Source organism: Nocardia amikacinitolerans (assembly GCF_900215415.1).
GTDB classification, from domain to species: domain Bacteria; phylum Actinomycetota; class Actinomycetes; order Mycobacteriales; family Mycobacteriaceae; genus Nocardia; species Nocardia amikacinitolerans.
This window is the reverse complement of record NZ_OBEG01000001.1, coordinates 1,718,387-1,745,229: the sequence shown is the minus strand read 5'-3', so window position 1 is coordinate 1,745,229 and position 26,843 is coordinate 1,718,387. Positions and strand designations below refer to the sequence as shown.

Below are 26,843 nucleotides of genomic sequence, written 5' to 3'. Positions count from 1 at the left end.
GCGGGCCCGGAACGAGGCGGCCTCCGCGGCGTGACGCGTCGCGCTGTCGGTCCGCTTCGGTGCCGCCTGTCAGAACATGCTGTAGCCGCCATCGATCAGCAGGGTGTCGCCGGTGTGGTAGGCGCTGGCCGGGCTCGCGAGGTAGACCGCGACCGCCTCGAAGTCGTCGGGGGAGCCCCAGCGCCGCACCGGGATTCGCGGCTGAACGCGTTCCCGGAAGCGGTCCCAGGCGAAGATGTGCTCGGTCATCGGGGTATCGATCCAGCCGGGGAGCACGGCGTTGGCGCGGATGCCGTGCTTGCCGAGTTCGACGGCGATCGAGTTGATCACCGCGATGATGCCCGCCTTGCTCGCGGCGTAGGACTGGCCCCGCGGCACACCTTGCCTGGCCGCCAGGCTGGCGGTGGCGACGAGGCTGCCGCCCGTGCCGTTGGCCACCATCACCTTCGCGGCCTCGCGCAGGGTGACGAAGGCGCCGTCCAGGTTGATCGAGGTGACGCGGCGAAACTCCGCCAAGTCGGTCTCTAGAAAGGGCGTCATACCCTGTGCCACACCGGCATTGACGAAACAGGAGTCGATGCGCCCGAGTTCGGCGGCGGCGCGCGCGATGGTGTCCACGATCTGCTGCTCCTCGCCGACGTCGCAGACGAGCGGAAGCACACGGCCGCTGAACTCGCTCAACTCGGCGGCGGCCGCGGCGTTGCGTTCGGCATTGCGGCCGACGACGCAGACGTCGGCCCCCGCGCGGGCAAGGCCGCGGGCGAAACCGAGCCCGATTCCGGAGTTGCCGCCGGTGACGACGGCGACGTGGCCGCCGAGATCGAAGGGAGAGGCGGTCATCGGGTGGTCCTTCCGTCGGCGACGTTGCCTGTGCTCGAAGGTACCGGGGAAGATCGCGCCGGCGAAGCCCGCGACCGAAGGTGACCCCGAGCCGGTGTTGGCCGGTGAGGGTGACATTCGGTCGGAATGGTCCCGGCGGGGGAGCCGCGACGGCCCCGGCGGTGCTGCCGGGGCCGCACGGTGGTTACGCGCCCACTGAGGTGAGCAGCATGTCGAGGGCGTTCTGCATCTGCGCGCGCCAGGCGGGCCAGTCGTGGCCGTGGTTTTCGACGTAGCGCTCGTCGACGGTGGCGCCGAGTTGCTGGAGGCGGTCCACGAAGCGGTAATTCTGTTGGTAGACAGCCTCTTCCACGCCGCCGCTGCGGCCGTAGGAGACGAACAGGGGCTTGCCGGTGAGTTTCGCGGCCTGGCTGTACGGGTTGTTCTGCTCCCAGATCGCACGCTGGGCGGGGATGTTGTAGTCACCCCAGACGCGCTTCCAGTCGGCGGCGCAGCCCTGGCCGGGCTTGTCCGGGTCGCCGGGTGCGCCGGAGGCGTGCAGCGGGTCGACGTTGCCGCTGAAGGATGCCGCGGAACGGAACATGCCCTGGTACTCGGCCGCGAACTTCATCGCGCCGAGACCGCCCATGGAGTTGCCCGCGATGGCGCGGGTGGTGTTGGCCTTGTAGGTGGATTCGAGGATGGTGCGCACGTCTTCCAAGAGGTACTTCTCCCAGGCGGGCGCGCCCCCGGCGCCGTTGTTGTACCAGTCGGAATAGGCGCTGCACCAACTGGTTTCGGGCAGCACGAAGATGGCGTCCGCGTCCGCGGTGAGCGCTTCGAGGTCGCCCTTGTCGGTCCAGGACTTGTGGTCGTCGAAGCCGCCGTGCAGCACCCAGACCGTCGGCCAGGTGCGGTTCGCGTCCTTGGACCAGCCGGGCGGCAGCAGCAGGCGGACCACCTTCACCGACCAGTCGGGGCCTTCCAGGTTGGGGGAGGAGATGCCGATGTCGAGGACGCGGTCGCTGACCCTCGCCTCCCAGCGCACGATGCCCGCCGCGTCGGCGGGCGTTCGAGGAACGAAAGTCAATGCGACACCAGCTAATACGCTGACTATCGTGAGCACGATTCGGATCGGTCCGGACACAGTGGATCCTTTCGGTACGAGCTGTCGCAGAGGAAGGTAGTCGAGTACCAGGTTCTGCGAATAGCAGTGTTCGTGAAACTGTGAACACTCACCAGACGCGAATTCCTCTGGGGCTCAGCTCGGTCGCTGTTCTAGTCGGCGCTGCCGGACGAAGTCCGTCGCCAGACCGCGCATGGCCGGAGCGAAGGCGGAGTACGCACGACAGACACCGCCGGACGCAGTCCGTCCATAACCCGCGCATGGCCGGAGCGAAGGCGGAGTACGCACGATAGACACCGCCGGACGCAGTCCGTCCATAACCCGCGCATGGCCGGAGCGAAGGCGGAGTACGCACGATAGACACCGCCGGACGCAGTCCGTCCATAACCCGCGCATGGCCGGAGCGAAGGCGGAGGTACGCCTACTCGCGCTCGTCGGCTTCGTAGCGCGGACCGAGCAGGGCGATGGCGGTCTCCACGGCCACCTCGACCAGATCCGAGACGTCCTCGCCGTCCTCCACGGCGGAGGCGATGAGTTCGCGGTAGCCCCCGTAGAGGATGGTGGCGGTTCTGCGGGTCGCTCGGTGGACGCCGGGCGCACCGAATTCCGGTGTGGCGGTGAGATTCTGGATCAGGCCGACGAATGCGTCGGCGGCCTCGCGGTGCAGCCGCCGCGCGTCCTCACCCAGCGCAGGTGTGTCACGGATCCAGGCGAGGGTGACCGTCCGGTCGGCCTTCGACGCCTCGATCCACGCCTCGATGGCCTGGCGGACCTGGGTCCGCCACGGCGCCCGCGGATCGACGGCGTCGTAGATTCGCTGGATGGTCTCGCTGTTGCGTTCGGTCAGCAGCGCGATGAAGCAGTCCTGCTTGCTGGTGAAGTGCTCGTAGAAGGTGCGCCGCGAGGTGCGCGCGGCCCGGACGACGTCGGCCACCGTGGCGTCGCGGTAGCCGCGCTCCCGAATCACCTCCGCCATCGCGTCGAGCAGCCTGCGCCGGAAGCCGGATTCCGGCGCAGCCTCGGCGGCGGTCGTGGTGGCGGGCTCGGCGCGGGTCACATCGACCAGGTTAGTGACCGCCCGGCTCCGCGAGCACGTCGGATCCCGCGCGGTGGCGCGTCGCTCGGGCGAAGCGGAGGGTGCCGTCGTCGATCCGGCCGTGCCGCAGGGTGAGCACGTCCTGCGCGTAGTTCATGCCGAGCCGCCACGGCGCCCGCGATCCCGCTTTCGGGAACCGGTCCAGCGAGCGCAGGACGTAGCCGGCCTGGAAGTCCAGCAGCGGTCTGGTGTCGATCGCCGGGTCGGGCACCGGCACGCAGCGGTCGTAGCCGTGCGCGTCCATGTGCCGCAGCAGCCGGCAGACGTATTCGGCGACCAGATCGGCCTTCAACGTCCACGAGGCGTTCGTGTAGCCGATGGTGAAAGCGAAATTCGGTACGCCGCCGAGCATCATGCCTTTGTAGGCGATGGTCTGCGGCAGCGGGACCTCCCGCCCGTCGACGGTGAGCCGGATGCCACCGAGCGCGAGCAATCGCAGACCCGTCGCGGTCACCACGATGTCGGCCTCGAGCTCCGTGCCGGAGGCCAGCAGCAGCCCGCGTTCGGTGAAGCGGTCGATCCGGTCGGTGACCACCGATGCGCTGCCGTTACCGATCGCCCGGAACAGATCGGCGTCCGGAACCAGGCACAGCCGTTGGTCCCATGGGCCGTAGGTCGGGTTGAAGTGGACGTCCACGTCGTAGCCCGCGGGCAGCTGCTTGATCGTCTGCTCGCGGATGAACTTGCGCATCATCGCGGGCCGCCGCTGGCTGAGCTGATAGATGAGCGTGCCGATGAGCACGTTCTTCCATCGGGTGACGGCGTAGGCACGGCGCGGACCGAGCAGCGCGCGCAATCGGGTGGCCACGGTATCCACGGTCGGGACGGACATGATGTAGGTGGGCGAACGCTGGAGCATGGTGACGTGGGCAGCGTCTGTCGCCAGGGCGGGGACCAGTGTCACCGCCGTGGCGCCGCTGCCGATCACGACGACGCGCCGACCCGCGTGGTCGAGATCGTCGGGCCAGTGCTGCGGGTGCACCACCTGCCCGCGGAAATCCTCGATGCCGTCGAACTCGGGGGTGTAGCCACTGTCGTAGTGGTAGTAGCCGCCGCAGACGTACAGGTACGAGCACGTCATGGTGACCGTCGCGGCGGCGTGCTCGACGGTGAGCGTCCAGCGTGCCGTCGCGCTGTCCCAGGACGCGTCGACGACCCTGTGCCCGAAGCGGATTCGCCGATCGATGCCCGCCTCGGTCGCGGTCGCGCGCACGTAGTCGAGTATCGCAGGTCCGTCGGCGATCGCCTTGGCGTCGGTCCACGGCCGGAACCGGTAGCCGAGGGTGTGCATATCCGAGTCCGAGCGCACGCCCGGATAGCGGAACAGGTCCCAGGTGCCGCCGATCGTCTCGCGCGCCTCCAGCACGAGGTAGGTCCGGTCGGGCAGAGCCGTTTGCAAGTGGTGGGCGGCGCCGATGCCGGAAAGGCCGGCGCCGACGATCACGACGTCGAGGTGCTCACTCATGCCCGCGCCTCGCTGACGCCCGGATTCGCGGCGCGTCCCCTGGCCCGTAAACGCCTCTCCAGCAAGGAGATCACGGCGTAGTAGTGGGTTGGCGTGAGCCGCGCGAGCGCGTCGAAGAGGTAGGCGTCCGGGCCGACCAGGATCCGCGCTTTGCCCCGTTCGACGCCCCGAGTGATGATGTCGGCCGCCTTCTCGGGCGAGGTCAGGGTGACGGCTTCGAAATCGGCCGCCATCTGCTCCTTGCTGCGCCCGAGGCCCTCGGGATCCCTGCGCACCCTGGCATTTCGCGCGATATTCGTCGTGATGCCGCCGGGGTGTACGTTCACCGCCGAGACGCCGGTGCCCCGAAGTTCTTGGCGCAGTGCGTCGGTGAAGCCGCGGACCGCGAATTTCGCCGCGCAGTAGGCGCTTTGGTTCGGCATCCCGACCAACCCGAACACGCTCGACGTATTGACGATCACGCCGCTGTCCTGCTCGACGAGTAGCGGCAGGAAGGCGCGCGTGCCGTTGACCACGCCGTCGAAGTTGATCCGGCGCAACCATTCGTCGTCCTCGGCGTCCGCGTCGAGCACCGACGCGGACACCGCGACCCCCGCGTTGTTGAACACGGCGGCCAACGGCGCGGTCAGCCAGTCTCGCACCTCGTCGGCGAATGCCCGCTGATCGGCCGCGTCGCGGACGTCGAGCACGCGGGTGAGCACGGGACCGGACAGCGACGCGGCGGTCTCCTTCAGTCCCGCCGCGTCGATGTCGGCGATGGCGACCGGGGACCCGCGGCGGGAAAGATGCTGGGCGAGTGCGCGTCCGATGCCGGAGGCGGCGCCGGTGATCATCGCCGGGTGACCGGACAGGGGCCTAGTGTTTCGGGGCATCGGTGCTCCTGGTGACTGCGGTGCGGATGTGATCATCGATGAGGTCGGCGAGCGTCGGCCAGATGCCGTCGGGCAGATCGTGACCAAGGCCGGTCAGCGTGTGCAGGCGCGCGCCCGTGATGGCGCGGGCGGTGACGGCGCCACCGGTCGGCGCCACCATGAGGTCGCGATCGCCGTGCAGCACCAGCGTCGGTGCGGTCACCGCGCGGAGTTCGCGAGTCCGGTCGCCGGACTTCAGGATTCCGGCGAGCTGGCGGCCGACGCCCGCCGCTGGCCGCGGGTCGCGATCCCACACGAGTGCCGCCGCCGCGCGCACCGCGGCCTCGTCGAACGGATAACCGGCGGAACCGATGTGCCGGTACATGCGGACGGCGGCGTCCACGTGCTCGGCGCGGGTGCGCGGTGGTCTGCCGAACATGCGGCGCCATGTCGAGAGCGCCGGGCGGCCGACGCGCGGCGCACCGGTGGTGGACATGACGGAGATCAGCGAAGCGACCCGCTCGGGATGGCGGGCGGCGACGGTCTGCGCGATCATGCCACCCATCGACATGCCAACCAGGTGTACGGATTCCAGCTCGAGCGCGTCGAGCAGGCCGACGGTGTCGGCGGCCATGTCGCCCAGTTCGTACTGCTGGGGATGCCACCGCTTGCGCAGAAAGTCGAGAGGTCCCGGCGGCGGGAAGGCGAAATGCGTCGACTCGCCGACATCGCGATTGTCGAAGCGCAGCACCGGATGACCGCGTTCGACGAGCAGACGGCACAGCCCGTCGGGCCACGCGTGCAGCTGTTGGCCGAGTCCGGCGATCAGGACGATCGGCGTCCCTTCGGTCGCGCCGAGGCGCTGGTAGGCGAGGCGGACGCCGCGACCGACGTCGACAAGACCTTCGCTCATGCGGTCACCTCGGCGGCCCGTGTCTCGGCCGGAACCGTGGGACGCGGCGTTCGCCTACGCACGACCGCCCTGCCCTTCTTAGCGGGTACCAGCGCCACACCGCGGAAGTGCGCGCGCTCGTCCGGCGCGGTGCTCGGCTCCAGCGTGAAATCCCTGAGCAGCGTGCGCAACACGACGTTCATCTCCATCGTGGCGAAGGCCGCGCCGATGCAGCGGCGCGAACCGCCGCCGAACGGGATCCAGGTGAAGGTGCCCGGTCGCACCCCGACGAATCGGTCCGGGTCGAAGGTGCGGGCCCTCGGGAAGAGCTCCTCGTTGTCGTGCATCAGCCGAATGCTCACCAGCACGTTCTGGCCCTTGGGCAGCGTCCAGCGTCCCAGTGTCATCGACTCGGCGCGCACTTTGCGCGCGGTCGCATCGATCACCGGCCGCACGCGCTGCACCTCGAGCAGCGTCGCTTCGCGCAGCTCCGAGCCGCCCGCGTCGACCTCGGCGACCAAGCGCCGCAGGATATCCGGGTGCCTGCGCAGCCGCTCGACGGTCCAGGCCAACGTCGTGGCGGTGGTCTCGTGCCCGGCGGTGAGCAGGGTGAGCAGTTCGTCGGCGATCTCGCCGTGCGTCATCGCGGAGCCGTCGTCGTAGCGGGCCTGCAACATCATCGACAGCACGTCGTCGCGGTCGCCCAGATCGGGGTCGGCGGCGGCGCGAGCGATGAGGCGCGCGACGATCTCGTCGTAGTGCTTGCGGTGCGCGGCGAAGCGAGCCCACGGCCCGTAGCGGCCGAGGAAGTTGCGCGGAACGGGCAAGGCGGCCAGCGCCGATCCGACGAGAACCAGCCGGGGCAGCAGGTCGCGCAACTCCTCGAACTCCCGGCCTTCCGCGCCGAACACCGCGCGCAGGATCACGTTCAGGGTGATCCGCATCATCGAATCCATCGTCGCGAACTCGACACCCGAGGGCCAGGTCGCCAGCTCGCGTTCGGTCTCCTCTTCGATGAGCGCCTCGTACACCGCGAGCCGCTTGCCGTGGAAGGGCGGGGTGAGCAACTTGCGCTGCTTGCGGTGCTCGGCCCCGCTCAGCGCGAAAAGCGAACCGGGACCGAGGAATTGGCCGAGGTTGACATCCAGGTTGTCCGCGACGTCGCTACCCGCGGTGAACAGCGCTTTGACCTCCGCGGGATCGGAGATCACCACGGTGCGGCCGAATCTGGGCATGTGGACCGTGAACGCGGAGCCGTACTTGCGGCGCCAGTGTCGCCAGGCGCGGGTCCGGCCTGCCACGATCGCGAGGCTCTGGACGAGCGGCGGCGTGGAGGGTCCTTCGGGCAGTGTCACGGTGCTCATGCGCCATCTCCCAGCGTGGTACTTCGGCGTACCATTCGAACGGTACGCGCATGTACCGGCCTGTGGCAAGAGTCACATTACGGCTCAGCCCTGGCCGATGCCGACGACAGCGCCGGTGCGGGCGTCCACGTCGACCTCGACCTCCGAACCGTTGGCGCGGACCAGTTCGACCTGCCAGATCAACAACCCGTCCCGGTTGGTGTCCAGCTCCATCTCGACCAGCTTCGCGCCCGGCTCGCGCTCCGCGGCGGCTTCCAGCGCGCGACCGGCGTCGAACGTGGCGGACTCGACCTTCGCCACGTCGTCGCTCGGCTCGTCGGATCGGCTCTGGGCCACGACCTGTTCGCCGAGTTGGTCGACGAGCACCTTCACCTCGTTGCCGTCGGAGGCCACCTTGACGTCGAAGACCTGTTTGCCGTTGCTCGTCTCGATCTCCACGTCGAACGCGCGGCCGTTCGGCACGGCGTCGGCCGCGGTCCGCAGCGCCCGTTGCGCCGCCGAGATCGAGGCCGTCTCCACCGACTGCTGGCTCGCGGAGTCCGGGGTGGTCGTGGTGGCCGGAGTCGCGATCGGAGTGGTCGGGCTCGCGGTCGGGCCGGTGTCCGCGTCGTCGTCACCACATCCGGTGAGTCCCAGCGCGCACACCGCGACTCCAGCTCCCGCGATCTGTCGCCACCGACGCATCCCGCACCTCCCGGTCCGCACTACCCGCTCGTTTTCGCCCGCGTACCCGGCGGAGATGGCACCAAACCGCGTCTCGGAATCCGCAGCCCGGTCGCGGACGGCGCGTCGTTGCCGAATAGGACGGGTTCCGCTGGGCACCATTGCTGATATGGGAGATCCGAGGTCGGAGCTGACTTACGTGGTCGAGATCTCGCTACCCGGCCGGCTGGAGGAGCGGTGGTGGCGGGTCAGCAACTCCGGCACGCCCGCGCAGACGGCGGCGGCGCTGTCGGAGTTGGCGACGCGGATCTACCGAGATCTGCTCGGGCCGGGCGCGGGCGGCCTGCACCGGGGCCGATGCTGGTATCACTGCCTGGTGTGCGGGCCGGACGGTGCGGTCATCGACGAGGTCGAGGGCTTGGTGCAGGCGTTCCTGCTGTCCGGGGAGTTGCGGACGGTGTCGGCGACGATCACCGCGCGGGCGCGTCGCTTGCGCGCCCGGCGGCGCGACCGCGGCTGACGCCGATCACCGCGGGAATCCGGGAACCGGCACGGGATACGGATTCGGCGGCGGAGCGTCGGCGACATCGGCGACCCATCCCGCGACCACGGCCATCCCGCTCGGGCGGTGGACGGCGAGGAAGCCGAACGGCCGGTCGAAGTCCAGCTCCAAGACGGTGGTGTGGCGCTGCTCGGGACGCGCCGGTGCGGCACCGACATTCATGGACAACGCGGTGACGGCCGCAGCCTCGAACCCCTCGCGGTCGAACTTGGCGAGCACGTCCTGGGCACCTTGGTCGATCGCCAGCGGAGTGGGCGAGATCCGGGGGAAATGACCCCTGCTCGGGTCGCTCGCCGCGCGCAACCCGAACAGTTCGGCATGCTTCATGAGGTCGTGTTGGGAGCGGATCGCGAAGGGCGGCAGGCGAACCTCGAGACGGTCGAGCTGTTCGCGGCCGAACACCTGCCGCGCGACCAGCCCCGGCGCGACCGGACCCGCGTCGAGTCCGGTGCGGTACGGCACCGACCCGCCGAGCGCGGACAACCCGGTGGCGAGGACTTCGGCGGGACTGTCGGAGCCGATCAGCAGATGCACGTCGAGGTCGGCCTTCCCGGCGACTACCAACCGCGTCACCGGCCGTTCGTCGTCCAGCACGGCCACTGTGCGAAGGTCGTGGTCGGTGCGGGTGAGCGCGGAAAGTCGGCGTCCACGCCACGGACCGGCTTCCGGCGACATGACGGTGGCGCGGAACGGCAACCGCCAGCTCGTCTTCGCGGCGAGCGCGGTGGCCAGGACCAGCAGCGTGTCGGGGCTGACGGGCAGCGGGAATCGTTCGATCAAGCCCTTGGTGTGCCGTCGCGCCCACTCGTCCAGCGCGGGCTGACCGGTCAGCAGATCGACCGTGCCGACCGGCAGCGAGCTCAGCCACTCGTCGTGCAGCGGAAGGTCCCTTCGGACCCAGATACCGAGCGCGGCGGACAAATCGACGGCGTCGGCGAGGATGTCGAGCGTCCGCAGTGCCGCCTCCTGCGCCGCCTCGGCGGGCAGGCCGACGGCGGCTTCCAGTTCCGATCGCGCGGGCCCGTCCGCCGCGGCGGCCAGCAGGGCGAGCAGCGGCCAGAGCCCGGCTCCGGAGACGACGAAGTCGCCGTCGCCCGCGGCGGCGCACCACCGTGCGGTCAGATCGTTGACGGCGCCGACGTGTGGCGTTGAAAAGGTCTGCACGGCACCACGATACGGATCCGAACGGTGACCCGCGCGCGTCGACGGGCCCCCGCGAACGCGATGGAAAGACGGCAGCGCTCCCGGCGTCTGGAGATGGACGGATCGGCCGATGATCGCCGAGCGAACCCCTCGGCGGACGGTCCGTCATATGCTGCCCGCGATCGCCGGAAAAAAAGTTCGGCCCCGGTGTCGATCCGCGGCGATCCCCGTTCGACCTATGGGCGAGAGGGTCCACGAGGGACCCGCACAGCACAGGGAGACACACCATGAAGTACATGCTGATCATGCGCGCCACCGACGAGGCCTACAAGGCAATGGGCGACATCGATTTCGACAAGATGCTCGAAACCATGGGCCGGTTCAACGACGAGCTGATCCGGGCGGGCGTGCTGCTGGCCGCGGAGGGCCTCGAGGACGCCGCCGAAGGCGTTGTCGTCGACCACTCCTCGGAGACGCCCGTGGTCACCGACGGCCCCTACGGCGAGACCAAGGAGCTGTTCGGCGGCTTCTACATCCTCAACGTGGCATCGAAGGAAGAGGCCATCGAGTGGGCCAAGCGGATGCCCATCTCCGGACCCGGCTTCAAGACCGAGATCCGCCGCGTCCCGACGATCGACGAGTTCCCGCAGGACAACGTGTGGATCCAGAAAGAGCGGGCGTGGCGCGAAGCCACCGGCCAGCTCTGAGCGAGCCGACCCGCGATGGCCGACCACACCGGCCGTGAGGCCGTCGCCGCCGTCTGGCGGATCGAGTCCGCGCGGATCGTCGGTGCGCTCGCGCGCTACACCGGCGATTTCGCGCTGGCCGAGGACCTCGCCCAGGAGGCGCTGGCCGAAGCGCTGGTGAACTGGCCGCGAGAAGGCGTGCCGCGCAATCCCGCCGGATGGCTGCTCACCGTCGGCAAGCGCCGCGCCATCGACGCGTTTCGCAGGCGTTCGGCCCTCGACGAGAGGTACGCCGCCCTCGCTCACGAATTGGACGAGGGCGGCGCGGCCTCCGGTGGCGCGCCCGCCGAGCAGGTCGGCGACGTGCTCTGGGACCCGGACCAGATCGACGACGACGTCCTCGCGCTGATGTTCGTCTCCTGTCACGAGGTGCTGCCGCGGGAGGCGCGAATCGCGCTCACGCTCCGGGTGGTCGGCGGTCTCACCAGCGACGAGATCGCCAAGGCGTTCCTCGTCCCGACCGCGACCGTGCAGGCCAGGATCACCAGGGCGAAGAAGACGCTCGCCGCGGCGCGGGTGCCGTTCGCGCTGCCCTCGGCCGAGGAGCGGCGCGCGCGGCTCGGATCGGTGCTCAGCGTGATCTACGTGATCTTCACCGAAGGATCGACGGCCAGTTCGGGTGACGATCTGATCCGGTTCGACCTGGCGAGCGAGGCGCAGCGCCTCGCACGGGTGCTGGCCCGGCTGATGCCGGGCGAACCCGAGACGCACGGCCTGCTGGCGCTGCTCGAACTGACCGCGGCGCGGTTCCCCGCCCGCACCGGCCCCGACGGGCAGCCGGTACTGCTCGAACAGCAGGACCGACGGCGCTGGGACCGCGGCGCGATCCGGCGCGGCCGCGCCGCCCTCGCCCGTGCGGAGCAGCTCGGCCGCGGTCTCGGCGCCTACGGCTTGCAGGCGGCGATCGCGGAATGCCACGCTCTCGCGCCGTCGGTGGACGAAACCGATTGGGAGCGCATCGTTCTCGTCTACGAGGCGCTCGGCAGACTCGCACCGTCACCGGTCGTCGACCTCAACAGGGCGGTCGCGGTCGCCATGGCGCAGGGACCCGCCGCGGCACTGCCGATCGTGGACGAACTGGTAACCGCTGGCGCGCTGGCGAATTCGCACCTGCTGCCCAGCGTGCGCGGTGAACTGCTCACCCGGCTCGGCCGCACGGACGAGGCGCGGGACGAGCTGAAGCGTGCGGTGCGGTTGTGCGCCAACGAACGGGAAAGGTCGGTGCTGGAAGGAAAACTCGCCGCCCTCGGTTGAGGGTATTCCGAACGGACACGGTGGGATTCACTCCGGCAGCGGCGGCAGTTCCAGATTCGCGCGGAACGTGTCGCCGACGTAGTCGGCGCCGACGATACCGCGGCGGCGGAGCTCGGGCAGCAGTCCGTTGCGGAGGAAGTCGCCGGTGCGCGGGTCGTCCAGGCCGCCGAGGGCGATGACGTCGAGGACACCCGCCTCGTAGCGTTCCGCGATGGCGTCGGCGAGCTGCTCCGGGGTGCCCGCCGCAGCCCAGTGGCCGGTGTCCTTGGCGGCGATGATCAACTCCCGCAACGTCTTTCCCGACCTGGCGAATTTGGTGAAGATCTCGACGCGCCCGCGTCGGCGGTGCACCGCGCCGACGTCGGGCAGCAGCCGCTCGGGGATCGGCTTGTCGAGCGGCAGCTCGGACAGGTCGACACCGCCGCCGAGCATGTCGGCCAAGGCGATTCGCCCCGCCTCGAAGTCGGTGGCCTCTTCGCGCTCCCGTACTGCGGCGCGCGCCTCGGCCTCGGTGGCGCCGTAGGTGGCGTGGAACGAGCTCATGATGAACGGAAGCCCCTCCGCGCGACCGAGTTCGGCGGCGCGTGCCCGGATCCGCTTGGTGTAGGTGACGGCGTCTTCCAAGGTGGGCAGCGAGGTGAAGACCACCTCCGCGAAGCGGGCGCCGAGCTCGATGCCGCCCTCGGATTGACCGGCCTGGAACTGCACCGGGCGTCGCTGCGGCAGCGGTGGGATGTTCAGCGGACCGCGCACCGTGAAGTACCGGCCCGCGTGGTCGATCGATCGCACGAACTCGGGCCGCAGCACCGCGCCGCCGCGGCCGTCGGGAGTCAGCGCTCCCGGCGCCCAGCTGTCGAACAGGGCGTTGACCACCGCGAGCGATTCGGCCGCCCGCGCGTACCGTTCCTCCGGGCTCGGCAGCTCCTGGTCGCCGTAGTTCTCCTCGCCCACCGACGAGGTCACCGCGTTCCAGGCGGCCCGCCCGTTGCTGACGTGGTCGAGCGTGCCGAACAGGCGGGCCAAGTTGTACGGGTGGTGAAAGGTGGTCGTCACCGTCGCGATGAGCCCGACGTGCGAGGTCACCGCGGCCAGCGCGGACACGAAGATCAGCGGCTCCTGCGCGCCGATCGCGCCCTGCGCGCCGAAGCTGAGCAGGTCCGCGGCGAACAGCGCGTCGAACTTCTCGGCCTCGGCGATTTTCGCGATCTCGACCGCCTGCGCCAGCGTGGACCGTCGCGGATCCACCGCCGCGGCGTACACCTCCGGCGAGCCGCTGACCCCGGTGACGAGTTTCAAAGGCCGTCGTCCGCGCACGCTCATGGGTCCGACGCTATTGCCGAGCGCCCGCGTGGGCACGGGTTCTGATCATCGAGAGCCCAACCACCGCAACGCAATCGGATGGGTTGTCAGTACGGACCCCGGTCGATGAGCGCGAAAGCCTCGGCGCGCGTGCAGATCTCGGGCAGCTGGCGCAGCCACCAGGTGGCTCCGGCCCGCTCGTAGGCCTCCTGTTCCTTGTCGCGCTCCGGCGGGACGGCGACGGCCACCTCGTAGCCGGTGAGGTCGGCGCGATACTCCGCGATCACCTCGAGCATCTCGGTCAGTTCGCCGGGCGACGCTTCCGGGCACAAACCGTCGTAACGCGCGGCTCGGCGCAACGGCGCGCCGCGCACGGACCGCGCCGCCACCCAGATCGGGATGCGGGGGCGCCGCACCGGACGGGGCAGGAAACGCAGGTCGTCGACGCGGTAGCGGGGACCGTCGTGCCGGACCTCGTCGCCGCTCCACAGCGCGGTGATCACGTGCAGGCCTTCGTCGAGCAACCGGGCCCGCTCACGCGGCTCCGTGGCCTCACCGAGCTTGCTCAATTCGCCACCGGTGTCCGCACCCGAGCCGACGCCGAGCACGAACCGGGCGCCGCTGAGCTGATCGAGCGCCACGGCCTGCCTGGCGACGTCGTGCGGCCGCCGCCGTGACAACGGCGTGACCCGCGGTCCGATCGTCACGCGACGGGTCGCGAGGGCCATGGCGGCCAGCGCGATCCACGCGTCGCACACCGCGAGCCCCGGCCGGTGCGGGCGCACCACGTGATCCCAGACGAAGACGCCGTCGAAGCCGGCCTGTTCCGCCTCCGCCGCGAGATCCGCCAGCACCCGCGGGTCGGCGAGCTCACCGAACGGCGGCAGATAGACCCCGTGCCGAAGGCTCATGGCGCCAGCATAGGCACCGGCGGGACAGCCGATCTCACCCGAAACGTGTGAAGCGCCGCGGCCTCGACGGACATAGCGTCGACCACGGCGGCGCACCGAAGAGCGGAGGAACACGCATGGCACACCCGAGCGCCAGGATGCGCGAGGTCGTCGCGAGTTGACCGATAGCGGGCGAGAGGAGAAGCGATCGCCTCGGACCGGGCAGGCGCGGAACGGCGAACCGCCGGCCGCGACCGCGGGAGCCTGGGCGATTCCGCGCGGCCTCATCGTGCTGCTTGCCGCGGCGAGCGCCGTGGGCGCCATCGCGGGCATCAAGGTCTTCGCGAGCATCCTCGCCCCGGTCTTCCTCGCGCTCATGCTGACCATCGCCGTCCAGCCCCTCCAGACCTGGGCGCGGCGACGCGGCTGGCCGCCATGGGTCGGCATGGTCGTTGCACTGATCGCTGTCTGGTCGATCTTGATCGTGCTGGTCGGCGCCCTCGTGGTGTCGGCGGCGCAGCTGGCCACCGAGCTGCCGAACTACGCCGACCGGGTCGACGAGCTGCTGGAGGGTGTGCGCCGCGCGCTGGCCGACGCCGGGGTCAACGCCGAGGAGATTCAGAATCTGCTGAGCTCGGTCGACATCGGCAAACTCGTCGACCTGCTGGAGGGGGCACTGCGCGGTCTGCTCTCCGTCTTCTCGAATCTGTTCTTCGTGCTCGCGCTGCTGGTGTTCATGGCGCTGGACGGCATGGCCATCGGGGGGAAGATGGCGGTCGTCGAGCGCGTCCGGCCCGAAATCGCGTTCGCCATCGAGGCGTTCGCGCAGGGCACCAGGAAGTATCTGATCGTCTCGACGGTGTTCGGTCTCATCGTCGCGGTGTTCGACGGCATCGGACTGTGGTTGCTCGGCGTGCCGCTCCCGGTCCTGTGGGCGCTGCTGTCGTTCATCACGAACTACATCCCGAACATCGGATTCATCGTCGGATTGCTGCCGCCCGCGCTGCTCGCCCTGCTCGACGGCGGTGTCGGGCTGATGATCTGGGTGATCGTGCTGTACAGCGTGATCAATTTCGTCATCCAGTCGGTGATCCAGCCGAAGTTCGTCGGCGACGCCGTGGGGTTGAGCGTGACGGTGACGTTCCTGTCGCTGGTGTTCTGGTCCTGGGTGCTCGGCCCGCTCGGCGCGCTGCTGGCCATCCCGCTCACCCTGCTTGCCAAGGCCGCGCTGCTCGACATCGATCCGGCGACGCGATGGGCGAACGTCTTGATCGCCGACAAGGCCCCTGAGGTCCAGGATTCGACAGCCGACGAGGAACGGACCTGACCCGCGATCTCACCCGCAACGTGTGACGATCGAACGGCGGCCCGACTCTAGCGTGGCCGGATGAGCACAGTCCTCGGCGAGTTGCTTCCACTGGCGGTGGGGGTCGCGATCTCGCCGATTCCGATCGTGGCCGCGATCCTCATGATCCTGTCGAAGAACGCGGCGGGCGCGGGCAGCGGATTCGCGGTCGGATGGGTCGCGGGCATCGTGGTCGCGACCTCGGTCGTCGCGCTCGTCGCGGGTTCGCTCGGTGTCTCCACCGACCGCGAGCCGGCGGCGGCCGCCTCGTGGGTCAGGGTGGCCCTCGGCGTCCTGCTGCTGGTGCTCGCGGGGCAGCAGTGGCGCAACCGGTCGGACACGGCGACGCCGGGCTGGATGCGGGCGATGGACCAGCTCACTACCGGGAAAGCCGCCGGATTGGGCGCGGCACTGGCCGCGGTCAATCCGAAGAATCTGCTGCTGTGCCTGTCCGCGGGGGTCGCGATCGGTTCCAGTGGTCTCGGGGCGGGGGAGAAGGTGGTGGCCGTCGTCGTCTTCACCGTGCTCGCCGCCGCGAGCGTGCTGGTCGTGGTGCTCGGTTACGCCCTGGCCGCCGACCGGGTGCGCGGCGTGCTCGACGACACGCGGGTCTGGCTGCAAACAAACAACCACGCCGTGATGGCGATCGTGCTGCTTGTGATGGGCGCCGTCGTGCTCGGCAAAGGCATCGGCGGACTGTAGAGAGGGCGGCGGTGACGACGGGCTGGCCGGTTTTCGAGCCGCCGCGGGGCCCTACGCGTGTCGGATTGGGCGGCGGCTCAGGCGTCTTTCGCGACGCGGAAGCCGAGGTTGCCGGTCGAGGAGACCGGCTCGCTGCCCTGGCGCGCGGATACGCGATACCGGCGGCAGTAGGACAGGTGACAGAGGTAGGAACCGCCGCGCATGACGCGTCCGGCTCCTCTGGTGGGGCCGGTCGGGTTCTGCGCGGGGCTGTGCCGGTAGTAGCCGGGGGAGAACCAGTCGGCGCACCATTCCCACACGTTGCCGGTGACGTTGTGCAGCCCGAATGCGTTGGGCGCGAAGGCATCGACGGGCATGGTGCCCAGGTGCGCCCCGGGATCGGTGCGGGGGAACCTGCCCTGGAAGACGTTCATCCTGCGCTCGCCGTCCGGCTCGAGGTCAGGTCCCCAGGGAAACGGATCGGCGGAACCTGCGCGCGCCGCGTACTCCCACTCGGCTTCCGTCGGCAGGCGCGTGCCCGACCACGTGCAGAACGCCTGGGCGTCCTCCCACGAGACATGAACCACCGGGTGGTCGAGGATGTCGTCGACACCCGAATCCGGTCCGAACGGGTGCCGCCAGTCCGCGCCCTCCATCTGCCGCCACCACGGCGCGCCGACGACGCTCCTCGTCGGCGGCGTGTCTTTCGGAAGCTGGCCCGCGAAGACGAACGACCAGCCGTAGCGTTCGGCGTCGGTGCGGTACCCGGTGGCGTCGACGAAAGCCGCGAAACTCGCGTTGGTGACGGCGTATTCATCGATGGCGAACGAGTCGACGGTCACCTCGTGGCGGGGGCCTTCACCGTCGCCCGGATAGGCCCACGCGCTGTCGTCACCCATGAGGAACGTTCCGCCGGGAAGGGACGCCAGCGAGGCAGAAGCCTGGCCGCCGCTTACCACCCCGGTCGCGGCGTCGCTTCGAGCGTTCCGTCGAGCGGTTGGTGCACAGCATCCCGCGGCCTGATTGCCGGTGTGTTCCATGGCCGTCCTCTCCCACGTCCGGGCGGGCTCGGGCCCGCCGGGAATTGGCGTCGAGTTGTCGACGACGACCTCGAGATAGTAGCTCGAAGTGTGCTGGCATTTGCCGAATCGGCGCACGTCGACGCTGCGCGACCAGCCATCGGCCCCCAGGTTCGCGCCCCGGTGCAGCCGCGCCGACGCAGCGCCTGCGGGTGAACCGGCACAGGTGGGGCCACCTGCCGCGTGCACCCCAGGCGGCAAGTGCTCGTTTCGAGCCACTCGCCGCCGTTCGGCCCGCGGGCCGCGCACTCGTGCCCCAGGCTTCCCGGGGCATTTCACCCATCAGGCGGTAGATGGCAACGCCCGCAATGGTTTTCGATAGAAGCCATGGCGGGCGGGCGCGATCAGATTGCGGCGAAGCCGGTGCGTAGGTCGGCGAGGATGTCGTCGATGTGCTCGATGCCGACGGCGAGGCGGACCAGGCCCGGGGTGACGCCCGCGGAGAGTTGTTCTTCGGGGGTGAGCTGGGAGTGGGTGGTCGAGGCCGGGTGGATCACCAGCGAGCGCACGTCGCCGATATTGGCGACGTGGCTGTGCAGAGTCAGCGCTTCGACGAAGCGCTTGCCCGCGTCCACTCCGCCCGACAGTTCGAAGCCGATGACCGCGCCGACCCCCTTGGGCGCGAGCGCGCGGCCGCGTTCGTACCACGGCGAGGAGGGCAGACCGGCGTAGGACACCGACGTGACCTCGGGGCGCGCGACCACGAATTCCGCTACGGCTCGGGCGTTTTGGACGTGCCGCTCGATGCGCAGGCTCAGTGTTTCCAGGCCCTGGCTGATGAGGAACGCGTTGAACGGCGAGATGGCCGCGCCGAGATCGCGCAGCAGTTGCACGCGGGCTTTGAGCGCGAAGGCGGGCGCGCCGAGGTCGGCGTAGCGGACGCCGTGGTAACTGGGGTCGGGTTCGGTGAAGCCGGGGAATCGGCCGCCGGTCCAGTCGAACGTGCCGCCGTCCACGATCACGCCGCCGATGGCCGTGCCGTGACCGCCGAGGTACTTGGTCGCCGAGTGCACCACGATGTCGGCGCCGTGCGCGAGCGGCTGGATCAGGTACGGCGTCGCGACCGTGTTGTCGACGATCAACGGGATGCCCGCGTCGTGCGCGGCCGCCGCGATGCCTGGGATGTCGAGGATGTGGTTTTGCGGGTTGGAGATCGTCTCGCCGTAGAGCGCCTTGGTGTTCGGCCGGATCGCCGCGCGCCACTGGTCGAGGTCGTCCGGATCGTCCACGAACGACACCTCGATGCCGAGCTTTGGCAACGAGTACCGGAAGAGGTTGTACGTGCCGCCGTACAGGCGCGGGCTGGACACGATGTGGTCGCCCGCACCCGCGATATTGAGGATCGCGAAGGTCTCCGCGGCCTGCCCGGAAGCCAGCAGCAGCGCGGCGACACCGCCTTCCAACGCCGCGATGCGCTGCTCCACCGCGTCCTGGGTCGGGTTCATGATGCGGGTGTAGATGTTGCCCGCTTCGGTCAGTCCGAACAGCGCGGCCGCGTGCTCGGTGTCGCGGAACGTGTACGAGGTGGTCTGGTAGATCGGCAGCGCCCGCGCGTTGGTCGTGCCGTCGGGCACCTGGCCGACGTGGATCTGCTTGGTTTCGAAGCTCCACGCCTGGGTGGGGTCGGCGGGCTGCGGGGATTCGGTCATCGGGTGCTCCAGTGCGAGAGGGGGTCAGGCGGTGATCAGCGTGGTCTCGACCGGCGTCGGCGCGGTCGAGAGATCGAGGACCGGACAGTGCGCGTCCACGGCTCGCTGGAGTTCGGCATAGCGTTCGGCGGTCTCCGGTCCGGTGATACGAACCGTGACGCGAACGGCCTGGAAGCCGGGGCGGACCGTGTCGTCGATGCCGAAGAAGCCGCGAACGTCGAGATCGCCCTCCGCCGCCACTGCGATGTCGTCGACGATGATGTCGAGCCGCTGCGCCCAGAACCGGTAGGTGACGAGCTGGCAGGCGATCAGGGTGCTGGCGTTCGCTGTCACGGCTACCGACGGTAGGAACCGGCCCGCCTCTTGACGAGGTTTACATTCCCGGTGAGCCGAAAGGTAGCTACCTCAGCGGTGCCCGCCGGAGTGATCGTGGGAGCAGGTGTCGGTGCGGCGGCCGTCCGCGCCGGTGGACGCCTGCCCCGCGCCGTGGCCTTCCAGAGCCGCGAACGGTCCGCAGTGGTGGGCGGTGATCCAGACGTGGACCATCGGATTGCCCGCGCCGGGATTGATCGAGTTGGGCGGGCAGTTGCCCTGTGCGTCGGTGACCCCGGCGACCTGGGGGCCGTTGTCGCCGGCCCGCCAGCAGAGGTTGTCGTGGACGTGCCACTGCATCAGCGGCCCGCCGTAGTCGACCAGCTCGGGGTCGTCGATCTTCTTGCCCTTGGCGATGTACATCGCCGAGACCAGGGTTCGCTTCGCGCCGTCGACCCGGTAGACGAGTGACTCGGGGTGGGTGGCGTCGAGGAATCGGTCGTCGCGTATGTAGCTGGTGTTGATGTAGTGCTCGTAGCCGGTGGCCGCGTCGCCGATGGATCGGAAGCCCAGCGCGCCGATGGAAGCGACGTCGCCGAACGCGGGCAACTGGTCGAGGGTGCTGCGAATCAGAGCGGCCGCGCGCTGCTCCTGTTCGGTGGTCACGCCGGGCACACCGGACAGGTCGATCGGGGTCGCCGGATCGAACGGCCGCGGCCATGCGGTGCCGGTCCCGTGGTCGTTGTGGTCGCCGGCGGCATGGGTGTGGGCGTCATCGCCGTGGCTGTGCACATGTCCTGTGCCGCCGAGCATCGCCGCGACCGCGAGGACGCCGGCCAGACCGGCGGCGATCGCGGTCGGCGCCGTGGGCAGTGTCGCCCCGGGACGCACGAGGGCGACGGTCGCACCGGCGATCGCGAGCAAGCCAAGCACCGCGCACGTGCTGTCGAGGAACTGCGGCGCCTCCGCCGTGCCGAGACCGTCGGGCCACGGCAACCCTGCGAAGCGGGTGTACCCCCAAATCGCCACCGCGACCAGGTTCACCCCGATCACCGTGGCAGGCACGGCCTTTCGCGTGCTCACCGACGCCAGCAGCCCGGCCGCGCACTGCGCTGCCGCCAGCACGACCATCAGCCGGGCGAGCGTGGCGTGCTCGGTGTGCAGTCCCGCGGCGAACAGGTGCAGCGCACCCGCTCCGACCGACGCCACACCACCGAGCAGCAGGAATCCGTTGCGCCCACCAGCCATGCGCGATCTCCTCTCGTATTCCGCGGATGCTACTGCGCGAGGTCGCGCTCTCGTGCCCACAACTTGTGAGAGAACTCTGTGGGTTCCGCGCCCGGCGCTTTCGGCGCCGCCCCTTGATCGCTCAGTTCTGGAGTACCCGAACCCTGTCGTCGGCGACGGCCGGGGGAGTGTCCTCGGCGTTCGCGCGCATCGGATCCAACGCCGGATCGATGTCGATCGTGTTGCGCAGCGGACGATTCGGCAGCAGCGCGGTGGCGATCAGCGCGACGACCGTGGCCAGCGCGGCGATCAGGAAGATGCGGCCGGTCGCGTCGCCGTAGGAGGTGCGCACGATCGCCGCGACGGGCCCGGGCAGCGCGTCGAGATTCAGGTTGCTGCCGCCGGAGGCGCCGGTGTGGATGCCCAGCTTGGCGAATCCCTCTGTGGACAGCTGGCTCACCCGGGTGGCCAGCACCGAACCGAGCACCGAGACGCCGATCGCGCCGCCGAAGGTACGGAAGAACGCGACGCTGCTGGATGCCGCGCCGATGTTGTGCACGCTCACCGTGTTCTGCACGGCGAGAACGAGATTCTGCATCATCATGCCGACGCCGAGCCCGACGACAACCGTGTACGCGCACACCAGCCACAGGTTCGTCGCGTGATCGATGGTCGACAGCAGCGCGAACCCGACCACGAGGAGCGCGCCGCCCGCGACCACGAACCGCTTCCACTTGCCGAAGCGGGTGATCAGCTGTCCGGAGCCGACCGAGGCGATCAGCATGCCGACGACCAGCGGAATGCTCAGCACGCCCGCCGCGGTCGGGGAGTAGCCGCGCGCCGTCTGGAAGTACTGACCGAGGAAGGTGGTCGCGCCGAACATGCCGACGCCGACGGCGACCGAGGCGATGATCGCCAGGCCGGTCGTGCGTTCGGTGACGATCGGCAGCGGGATGATCGGCGACTCGGCGCGAGCCTCCACCCACACGGTCGCGACCAGCAGCAGCACACCCGCGCCGACATACAGCGCCGACTCCCGCGAGACCCACTCGTAGTAGCCCGCCTTGCCCGCGAACGACACCCAGATCAGCAACACCGAGACGCCCGCGGTGAGCAGGGCCGCGCCGAGCCAGTCGATCGAGACGCCCGCCTTACGTTCGGTGGGCAGCCGGAGCGTCCGGTGCAGCAGCGCCAAGGCGATCACGGCCAGCGGCACGCAGACGAAGAAGCACCAGCGCCAGCCGAGCGGGCTGTCCACGATGACGCCGCCGAGGATCGGGCCGCCCGACATCGACACCGCCATTACCGCGCCCATGTAGCCGGAGTACCTGCCGCGTTCGCGCGGCGCGACGATGGTGCCGATGATCGCGACGGCCAGCGCCGTCAACCCGCCCATGCCGACGCCCTGGATCACCCTGGCGACCAGCAGCAGCGCCACATTGTGGGCGAATCCGGCGACGATCGAGCCGATCACGAAGATGACGATCGCCGACTGCACGAGCAGCTTCTTGTTGAAGAGGTCGGCGAACTTGCCCCAGATCGGCGTGGACGCCGCGTTGGCCAGCAGGGCCGTGGTGATGACCCACGCATACGCCGTCTGGGATCCCTCGAGATCGCCGATGATCGTGGGCAGCGCGGTGGCGACGATCGTGGTGCTCAACAGGGCGGTGAACAGCGCGGCCAGCAGGCCGGTCATCGCCTCGAGGACCTCGCGATGGGTCATCGCGGCCGGATCGCGCCGCGCGGGCGTCTCGACTGAACTAGACATCTGCTCCCTGACTCTCCTTCGAAACCGGCTGGGGGTGCGCCGTTCCCGCGTGCTGCGCGTGCGTGGCGAGCGAATTCCTGAGCTTGCGTACCGAATCGCAGGCCTGCTCGGCTTCGTCCTCGCTCCAGTCGGCGAGGGCGGTTTGCAGGCCGCGCGCCCGCGACGCCCGGACCCGGCCGAGCAGGTCGCGGCCTTCGTCGGTGACCTGGATGACGGTGGCCCTGCCGTCGCTCGGGTCGGCGTCGCGGCCGATGTAGCCGGCGGCGACCAGTTCGGTGACGTGCCTGCTCAGCGCGGACGCGCTGATGCACAGGTCGATAGCCAGGTCGCCCTGGCGGCACGGGCCCTTCGATTCGAGCGTGCCGAGCACGCCGATACCGCCCGGCAGTAGTTGTCCTTCCTCCGGATGAAGAAGGGCGATCCGGATGGCCCTGCCGATCAGGTAGAGCTCCTTGATCAGGCTTTGCGCCGTATCGGGTGACACCGGCATATCCGCTCCCCGCACGAGATCAATTGCTTGCAGTCAGCAACTATATTTCAATTGCTTGAGCTAAGCAACTAAATATCCGGCTTCGGGTTGTCGGGGGAGCGGGCTACGGTGGGAACCGCACTCGTGGACCGATCGACTCTCGGGAGGCGTCTTGCGCACCATCGCCCGCGTACTGCTCGTTCTGTTGGCCGTCGCAGGCGGCATGGTTGGCGCGCTGCCCGTGGCGGTGGGAGCGCCGAACGCGGCGAGCATCGATGACGCCAGCGCCCGCAAGATCGACGAGCTGCTGGCCTTGCGCGCGACCGTGCCCGGTGCGACCAAGGGCGAGCTGATCGAGCTGCTGTCGAGTCGCTTCCTCGGCACGCCGTACCAGGCGAACATGTTGGTCGGCTCCGCGACCCAACCGGAGCAGCTGGTCGTCGACCTGCGGCGGGTGGACTGCTTCACCTATCTCGACTACGTCGAGGCGCTGACCAGATCCGCGGACCGCGACCAGTTCGTCGCGAACCTGATCGAGACTCGCTACGCGGGCGGGCAGGTCGACTTCCAGCACCGCAAGCACTTCTTCACCGACTGGGCGCACACGCCTCGAATCGCCGCGACCGACATCACCGCCTCACTGACCGCCGCCGCGAGCACCGTCGGCAAGCAACTCAACGCGAAAGGTGATGGGGGAACATATCTTCCGGGGCTTCCGGTGGTCGCCCGCGACATCACCTACATTCCGAGCGCCGCGGTGGACGAGCACGTCATCGGACAGCTCCGCACCGGCGACTACATCGGCGCGTACGCCGACCAACCTGGCCTGGACGTCACCCACGTCGGCATCTTCGTGACGACGCCCAACGGTCCGGTCTTCCGAAACGCGTCCTCCCTCGCCGCGAACAACCAGGTGGTGGATTCGCCATTGCTCGATTACGTGCGGTCGACGCCGGGGATCGTGGTGCTCCGGCCGCAGTAGTGCTGGTACGCCGGAGATGACTCGGGTCCGGCTCGGCTGTGGGCGCGGCTCAGCCGTGCGGTCTGCGGTGGAGGCGGTGTAGTTCGCGCATCGCGCCCGCCAGTTGCGGGGCCGGACCCTCGGTGGGGACGCCCGGTGCGACCTCGTTGATCGGCAGCGACCGCACCGGCGCGGGCGGTACCCCCATCTCGGCGAGCCATTCGGTCAACTGCGCCGCCGAGCTCGCGTAGACGATGCGACCGAGACCGGCCCAGGCGTGCGCGGCCGAACACATCGGGCAGTGCTCGCCAGAGGTGTAGACGGTCGCGGCCGCGCGTTCGGCGGGGGTGAGGTTCGCGATCGCCCAGTGCACGAGCTCGAGCTCCGGGTGCCGCGTCGGATCGCCGCCGCCTTCTTCGTTCCGCGCCTCGGCCACGACCCGGCCCGCACTCACGAGCAGCGACCCGAACGGCGCGTTCCCGCCGTCGAGCGCCTCCCGCGCCAGGTCCACACAGCGCCGCAGGCACGCCATATCGGCATCATCGACCATGCTCCGAGCCTAGGCCCTGCCTCGAAGTCCCATTCGGCGCCGCCGCCGCGTCTGTGGCGGCATCCTGACTGCCACCGAAGGTCGGTCTGGCGTGTCGTTGACTATGCGAGACGGACGTCGGCGGTCGCGAGGCCGAAGACCTTGCGTCCAGCGGACTTCGCGACGATCACGACAACCGCCGTCTTGTTCTCGGGGTCCACCGATTTCACCCGACCGGTGAATTCGACGCTCCCGGCGGAGGAGGCTTCGACGACCGTGTAATTCGAGAGCCGGACGGCATACCTGGTCACGGCACCTGGATCACCGAGCCACGCGGTGACGAATCCGGCTCCCAGGCCCATGGTCAGCATGCCGTGCGCGATGACATCGGGCAGACCCGCCAGCGCGGCGGTTTCGGCGTGCCAGTGGATCGGGTTCGCATCGCCGGCGACCCCGGCGTAGTTCACCAGATCCCCTCGCGTCAGCCGCGCGATCCGAGCGGGAAGTTCGTCGCCGACGGCGATGTCGTCGAATCGAATTGCGGTGCGTGGGACACGTGTCCGAGAGATCGCGGAATGTCGTGGGCGGATCTCCGGCGCCGGATTCGTCTCGGTCTGCTCGGTCGCGGACGATGGCGTGGTCCGAGAAGGCACGTCGAGACCGTGCATGACGACCCGCTCGACCGCGGCGCCGATGCCGTCATCGACGTCCTCACCGGTGATGCCGACGACGGTCGTGTGCATGATCTGCACCACCTCACCGCTTTGGTCGGTGAAGGTGTTGGTGATGGTGAGCAGGTCTTTGCCCGCTACACGGCGAACCGAAGCGAGTTCGACGTCGCTGACCAACCGGTCACCGGTGAGCACCGGCTTGTACATCTCGAAGACCTGATCGGTCTGGACGAACATGTCGTAGTCGGCGAGGACGGTCTCGAGCAGCCGACGGTTGGCCAGCATCGCGGCGGTCGAGATGAACGTCGTCGGCGCAACCAAACCGGAGTATCCGAGCTCGCAGGCGGCGTCTTCGCTCCAATGCGCCGGATGGAAATCCTGCACCGCTCGCGCGTACTCGCGGATCTTCTCCCGACCCACCTCGTAGTAGTCGTCCACGCGATAGCGATGTCCCACGAGCTCGGCCACCTCGAACGTTGCTTCCACCAGACCACTCCTCCTGCCGGCATTCCTCGGATCTCGTTCTCGGCATCCGCAGAACCCGTTTCACGAACGGACCCCACCCTTCCACATCACACACGGTCCATGCCTGTCGTCCGGGTTCGTGGACATGTCAAGGCCGCCGTCGACGGGGATGATGGCATCGGCGGCAGCGCGAACCAGGAGTGGTTCGGGTCCAGTTGCCTTGTGCCGTACTAGAGCGCACGTCGAAGGTCTGCATGGTCAGCTCCAGCGGTCCCATCTCAGGATGATTGAACCGCTTGCGCTCCAGAGTTTTCCACGCGCGTCGTGCCGGGCTCGGATTTCGGTGAACTCGGGGCTCACGTCGAGCAGTTCGGCGAGCACCTCACCGACCCGCCGATCATGCGATGCGGCACCGTATCCCACGCGTAAACCGGCGACGACGCTGCGGGCGACGGCGGGCCAGTCGAGATAGAAGCTCCAAGGCGACCGCCGGGGACACTCGAACGAGACCAGCTGGATGGTTTCTAGGTCTGCGCTGCGGAGGGGGCGTAGAGTCCTGAGCTGATCAGACGAGTCGATCGGAGAATGGGTCGGTGTCAACAGTGTTGCTCGTTGATCTCTCACGCGATGGCCGAATGGCGTGACTGCGACCACGCCTCCCGTGAAGTTGATCGAGGACTCGATCTCTGACATAGCCCGGCGCGTGGCGGTTCGAGAGCTTCGGCACCCCACTTCTCATACCGCAATTATTGCCGAAGGTCTTGAGCAGCCCGAAGTCACTTTGGCGCTGGGCCGGTATCTTGTGGCCGTCCTGGCGGGGTTGGTTGATATAGATGCACGCCTGTCGACAGCGCTCTTGGGTACAGGGATTGATGCGCAACAGGAATTGGCGGCGACCATATCGGAATTGATCGGCGATACCAACACGTTTGTGCAAGAATCTGAAACGAAGTTTCGGGATACACGCCGCAATGCGTGGATAGCGGAAGGTGTTGCACACGCATTGCTGGTGGTCCGCGCGCGACAAAACTCTGATCTTCTGGCGGGTCCAGTTCATGCCTTGAAAGAGCAGCACAGCAAGCCCAGCTAGCAGGGCCTTGATTTGGTCGCCATCTATTCGGATGATTTAGAAATAATGCTTGCAGTCGGCGAGAGCAAGGCCTCCCGGTTAGATGGCAGCGGTCAATTGACTGAGTCTGCATCCATGTTCCGCAAAATTGATGACGGGAAGTATGGGACGGACTTGCGGGCGGCGCTTCTGAATCTTCGTAGAGCCTTGACTCCCGACTTGCTGCCACAGGTGACCGAGGCGCTCTGGAAAGATAAGCTGTGCTATCTGCCGGTTGTATTTCACGAGAAAGCTTTCGATATTTCTGCTGAGCGACCCACTCTGCGTAATTTGAAGCCGCCTGTCGAACGGCGGCGTCTGGTAGCGCTGCGCCTCAACGATTTTCATGCGTTCTTCGACTCGATCGCGGATGCCATGCGATCGGGGATTTGCGAGGTCGTAGGCTGAT

General features: G+C 68.8%; 27 protein-coding genes and 1 pseudogene. 8 read left to right on the top strand and 20 right to left on the bottom strand.

Translation table 11 applies throughout. The features are described 5' to 3' along the window. Window positions 1-69 precede the first annotated feature (69 nt). The 8 genes from CRP45_RS07985 to CRP45_RS07950 form a co-directional block, all read right to left on the bottom strand. On the bottom strand, window positions 70-840 hold the full coding sequence (locus CRP45_RS07985; protein ID WP_097244395.1) for an SDR family NAD(P)-dependent oxidoreductase: 771 nt from the start codon (window positions 838-840) through the stop codon (window positions 70-72). 184 nt (window positions 841-1,024) lie between these two features. Next, on the bottom strand, window positions 1,025-1,909 hold the full coding sequence (locus CRP45_RS07980; RefSeq protein ID WP_245909971.1) for an alpha/beta hydrolase: 885 nt from the start codon (window positions 1,907-1,909) through the stop codon (window positions 1,025-1,027). Between the two features lie 457 nt (window positions 1,910-2,366). Then, complete coding sequence (locus CRP45_RS07975; RefSeq protein WP_245909970.1) at window positions 2,367-3,002, bottom strand: TetR/AcrR family transcriptional regulator; 636 nt, start codon at window positions 3,000-3,002, stop codon at window positions 2,367-2,369. Window positions 3,003-3,012: 10 nt separating this feature from the next. Beyond that, window positions 3,013-4,506, bottom strand: coding sequence for a flavin-containing monooxygenase (locus CRP45_RS07970; RefSeq protein ID WP_097244393.1), 1,494 nt, complete (start codon window positions 4,504-4,506; stop codon window positions 3,013-3,015). Next, window positions 4,503-5,378: an SDR family NAD(P)-dependent oxidoreductase gene (locus CRP45_RS07965; RefSeq protein WP_097244392.1), complete on the bottom strand. Its 876-nt coding sequence runs from the start codon at window positions 5,376-5,378 to the stop codon at window positions 4,503-4,505. The genes CRP45_RS07970 and CRP45_RS07965 overlap by 4 nt, the downstream gene beginning before the upstream one ends. Then, a complete protein-coding gene (locus CRP45_RS07960; RefSeq protein ID WP_097244391.1) occupies window positions 5,362-6,270 on the bottom strand; it encodes an alpha/beta fold hydrolase in 909 nt (302 codons plus the stop codon). The genes CRP45_RS07965 and CRP45_RS07960 overlap by 17 nt, the downstream gene beginning before the upstream one ends. Further along, window positions 6,267-7,613, bottom strand: a complete 1,347-nt coding sequence (locus CRP45_RS07955) for a cytochrome P450 (protein ID WP_097244390.1) — start codon at window positions 7,611-7,613, stop codon at window positions 6,267-6,269. Before CRP45_RS07955 ends, CRP45_RS07960 begins: the two co-directional genes overlap by 4 nt. A gap of 84 nt (window positions 7,614-7,697) precedes the next feature. Further along, window positions 7,698-8,297, bottom strand: a complete 600-nt coding sequence (locus CRP45_RS07950; RefSeq protein WP_097244389.1) for a PepSY domain-containing protein — start codon at window positions 8,295-8,297, stop codon at window positions 7,698-7,700. Window positions 8,298-8,445: 148 nt separating this feature from the next. Between CRP45_RS07950 and CRP45_RS07945 the strand changes: the two genes are divergently transcribed. Continuing rightward, window positions 8,446-8,796 carry a hypothetical protein gene (locus CRP45_RS07945; protein WP_097244388.1) on the top strand — a complete coding sequence of 117 codons (351 nt, stop codon included), beginning with the start codon at window positions 8,446-8,448 and terminating at the stop codon, window positions 8,794-8,796. A gap of 6 nt (window positions 8,797-8,802) precedes the next feature. Here the strand turns inward: CRP45_RS07945 and CRP45_RS07940 are convergent, their stop codons facing one another. Next, entirely contained in the window at window positions 8,803-10,002 is a 1,200-nt protein-coding gene (locus CRP45_RS07940; RefSeq protein WP_097244387.1) for a serpin family protein, read from the bottom strand. Between the two features lie 266 nt (window positions 10,003-10,268). On the opposite strand from CRP45_RS07940, the gene CRP45_RS07935 reads away from it, so the two are divergent. Next, window positions 10,269-10,688 carry a YciI family protein gene (locus CRP45_RS07935; RefSeq protein WP_067780612.1) on the top strand — a complete coding sequence of 140 codons (420 nt, stop codon included), beginning with the start codon at window positions 10,269-10,271 and terminating at the stop codon, window positions 10,686-10,688. A gap of 15 nt (window positions 10,689-10,703) precedes the next feature. Then, window positions 10,704-11,981: an RNA polymerase sigma factor gene (locus CRP45_RS07930; RefSeq protein ID WP_097244386.1), complete on the top strand. Its 1,278-nt coding sequence runs from the start codon at window positions 10,704-10,706 to the stop codon at window positions 11,979-11,981. A gap of 27 nt (window positions 11,982-12,008) precedes the next feature. Here CRP45_RS07930 and CRP45_RS07925 read toward each other — a convergent pair whose 3' ends face one another. Together CRP45_RS07925 and CRP45_RS07920 are read right to left on the bottom strand one after the other, a co-directional pair. After that, entirely contained in the window at window positions 12,009-13,301 is a 1,293-nt protein-coding gene (locus CRP45_RS07925) for an NtaA/DmoA family FMN-dependent monooxygenase (RefSeq protein WP_179830792.1), read from the bottom strand. An 86-nt stretch (window positions 13,302-13,387) separates the two neighbouring features. Continuing rightward, entirely contained in the window at window positions 13,388-14,191 is an 804-nt protein-coding gene (locus CRP45_RS07920) for an LLM class flavin-dependent oxidoreductase (protein WP_097244385.1), read from the bottom strand. Window positions 14,192-14,348: 157 nt separating this feature from the next. Between CRP45_RS07920 and CRP45_RS07915 the strand changes: the two genes are divergently transcribed. Together CRP45_RS07915 and CRP45_RS07910 are read left to right on the top strand one after the other, a co-directional pair. Then, a complete protein-coding gene (locus tag CRP45_RS07915) occupies window positions 14,349-15,497 on the top strand; it encodes an AI-2E family transporter (protein ID WP_097244384.1) in 1,149 nt (382 codons plus the stop codon). A gap of 60 nt (window positions 15,498-15,557) precedes the next feature. Beyond that, window positions 15,558-16,217 carry a GAP family protein gene (locus tag CRP45_RS07910; RefSeq protein ID WP_097244383.1) on the top strand — a complete coding sequence of 220 codons (660 nt, stop codon included), beginning with the start codon at window positions 15,558-15,560 and terminating at the stop codon, window positions 16,215-16,217. Between the two features lie 77 nt (window positions 16,218-16,294). On the opposite strand, the gene CRP45_RS07905 is transcribed toward CRP45_RS07910, so the two are convergent. The 6 genes and pseudogenes from CRP45_RS07905 to CRP45_RS07880 all read right to left on the bottom strand — a co-directional run bounded on the left by CRP45_RS07905 (window position 16,295) and on the right by CRP45_RS07880 (window position 22,721). After that, window positions 16,295-17,236 (bottom strand): formylglycine-generating enzyme family protein, encoded by a 942-nt coding sequence (locus CRP45_RS07905; protein WP_097244652.1) that lies wholly within the window; start codon window positions 17,234-17,236, stop codon window positions 16,295-16,297. 383 nt (window positions 17,237-17,619) lie between these two features. Continuing rightward, entirely contained in the window at window positions 17,620-18,924 is a 1,305-nt protein-coding gene (locus tag CRP45_RS07900; RefSeq protein ID WP_097244382.1) for a bifunctional o-acetylhomoserine/o-acetylserine sulfhydrylase, read from the bottom strand. Between the two features lie 24 nt (window positions 18,925-18,948). After that, window positions 18,949-19,242, bottom strand: a pseudogene (locus tag CRP45_RS07895) (OsmC family protein); the annotation flags it as partial. An 87-nt stretch (window positions 19,243-19,329) separates the two neighbouring features. Then, window positions 19,330-20,484, bottom strand: a complete 1,155-nt coding sequence (locus tag CRP45_RS07890; protein ID WP_097244381.1) for a hypothetical protein — start codon at window positions 20,482-20,484, stop codon at window positions 19,330-19,332. A 121-nt stretch (window positions 20,485-20,605) separates the two neighbouring features. Continuing rightward, entirely contained in the window at window positions 20,606-22,231 is a 1,626-nt protein-coding gene (locus CRP45_RS07885) for an MDR family MFS transporter (RefSeq protein ID WP_245909968.1), read from the bottom strand. Continuing rightward, window positions 22,224-22,721 (bottom strand): MarR family winged helix-turn-helix transcriptional regulator, encoded by a 498-nt coding sequence (locus CRP45_RS07880; protein WP_097244379.1) that lies wholly within the window; start codon window positions 22,719-22,721, stop codon window positions 22,224-22,226. Before CRP45_RS07880 ends, CRP45_RS07885 begins: the two co-directional genes overlap by 8 nt. Before the next feature lie 151 nt (window positions 22,722-22,872). On the opposite strand from CRP45_RS07880, the gene CRP45_RS07875 reads away from it, so the two are divergent. Next, the gene (locus tag CRP45_RS07875; RefSeq protein ID WP_245909967.1) at window positions 22,873-23,682 is read left to right on the top strand and encodes a DUF1460 domain-containing protein; all 810 of its coding nucleotides are present in this window, start codon (window positions 22,873-22,875) and stop codon (window positions 23,680-23,682) included. 49 nt (window positions 23,683-23,731) lie between these two features. Here the strand turns inward: CRP45_RS07875 and CRP45_RS07870 are convergent, their stop codons facing one another. The 3 genes from CRP45_RS07870 to CRP45_RS35265 form a co-directional block, all read right to left on the bottom strand. Then, window positions 23,732-24,211 carry a nucleoside deaminase gene (locus CRP45_RS07870; RefSeq protein ID WP_097244378.1) on the bottom strand — a complete coding sequence of 160 codons (480 nt, stop codon included), beginning with the start codon at window positions 24,209-24,211 and terminating at the stop codon, window positions 23,732-23,734. Between the two features lie 101 nt (window positions 24,212-24,312). Beyond that, entirely contained in the window at window positions 24,313-25,350 is a 1,038-nt protein-coding gene (locus tag CRP45_RS07865) for a fused (3R)-hydroxyacyl-ACP dehydratase subunits HadA/HadB (protein ID WP_097244377.1), read from the bottom strand. 234 nt (window positions 25,351-25,584) lie between these two features. Then, on the bottom strand, window positions 25,585-26,019 hold the full coding sequence (locus CRP45_RS35265; RefSeq protein ID WP_425436917.1) for an MmyB family transcriptional regulator: 435 nt from the start codon (window positions 26,017-26,019) through the stop codon (window positions 25,585-25,587). Between CRP45_RS35265 and CRP45_RS33205 the strand changes: the two genes are divergently transcribed. Together CRP45_RS33205 and CRP45_RS33200 are read left to right on the top strand one after the other, a co-directional pair. Further along, entirely contained in the window at window positions 25,988-26,416 is a 429-nt protein-coding gene (locus CRP45_RS33205) for a hypothetical protein (protein WP_143861369.1), read from the top strand. The genes CRP45_RS35265 and CRP45_RS33205 overlap by 32 nt on opposite strands. A 12-nt stretch (window positions 26,417-26,428) precedes the next feature. Beyond that, the gene (locus tag CRP45_RS33200; RefSeq protein WP_143861368.1) at window positions 26,429-26,842 is read left to right on the top strand and encodes a hypothetical protein; all 414 of its coding nucleotides are present in this window, start codon (window positions 26,429-26,431) and stop codon (window positions 26,840-26,842) included. Window position 26,843: the final 1 nt, after the last annotated feature.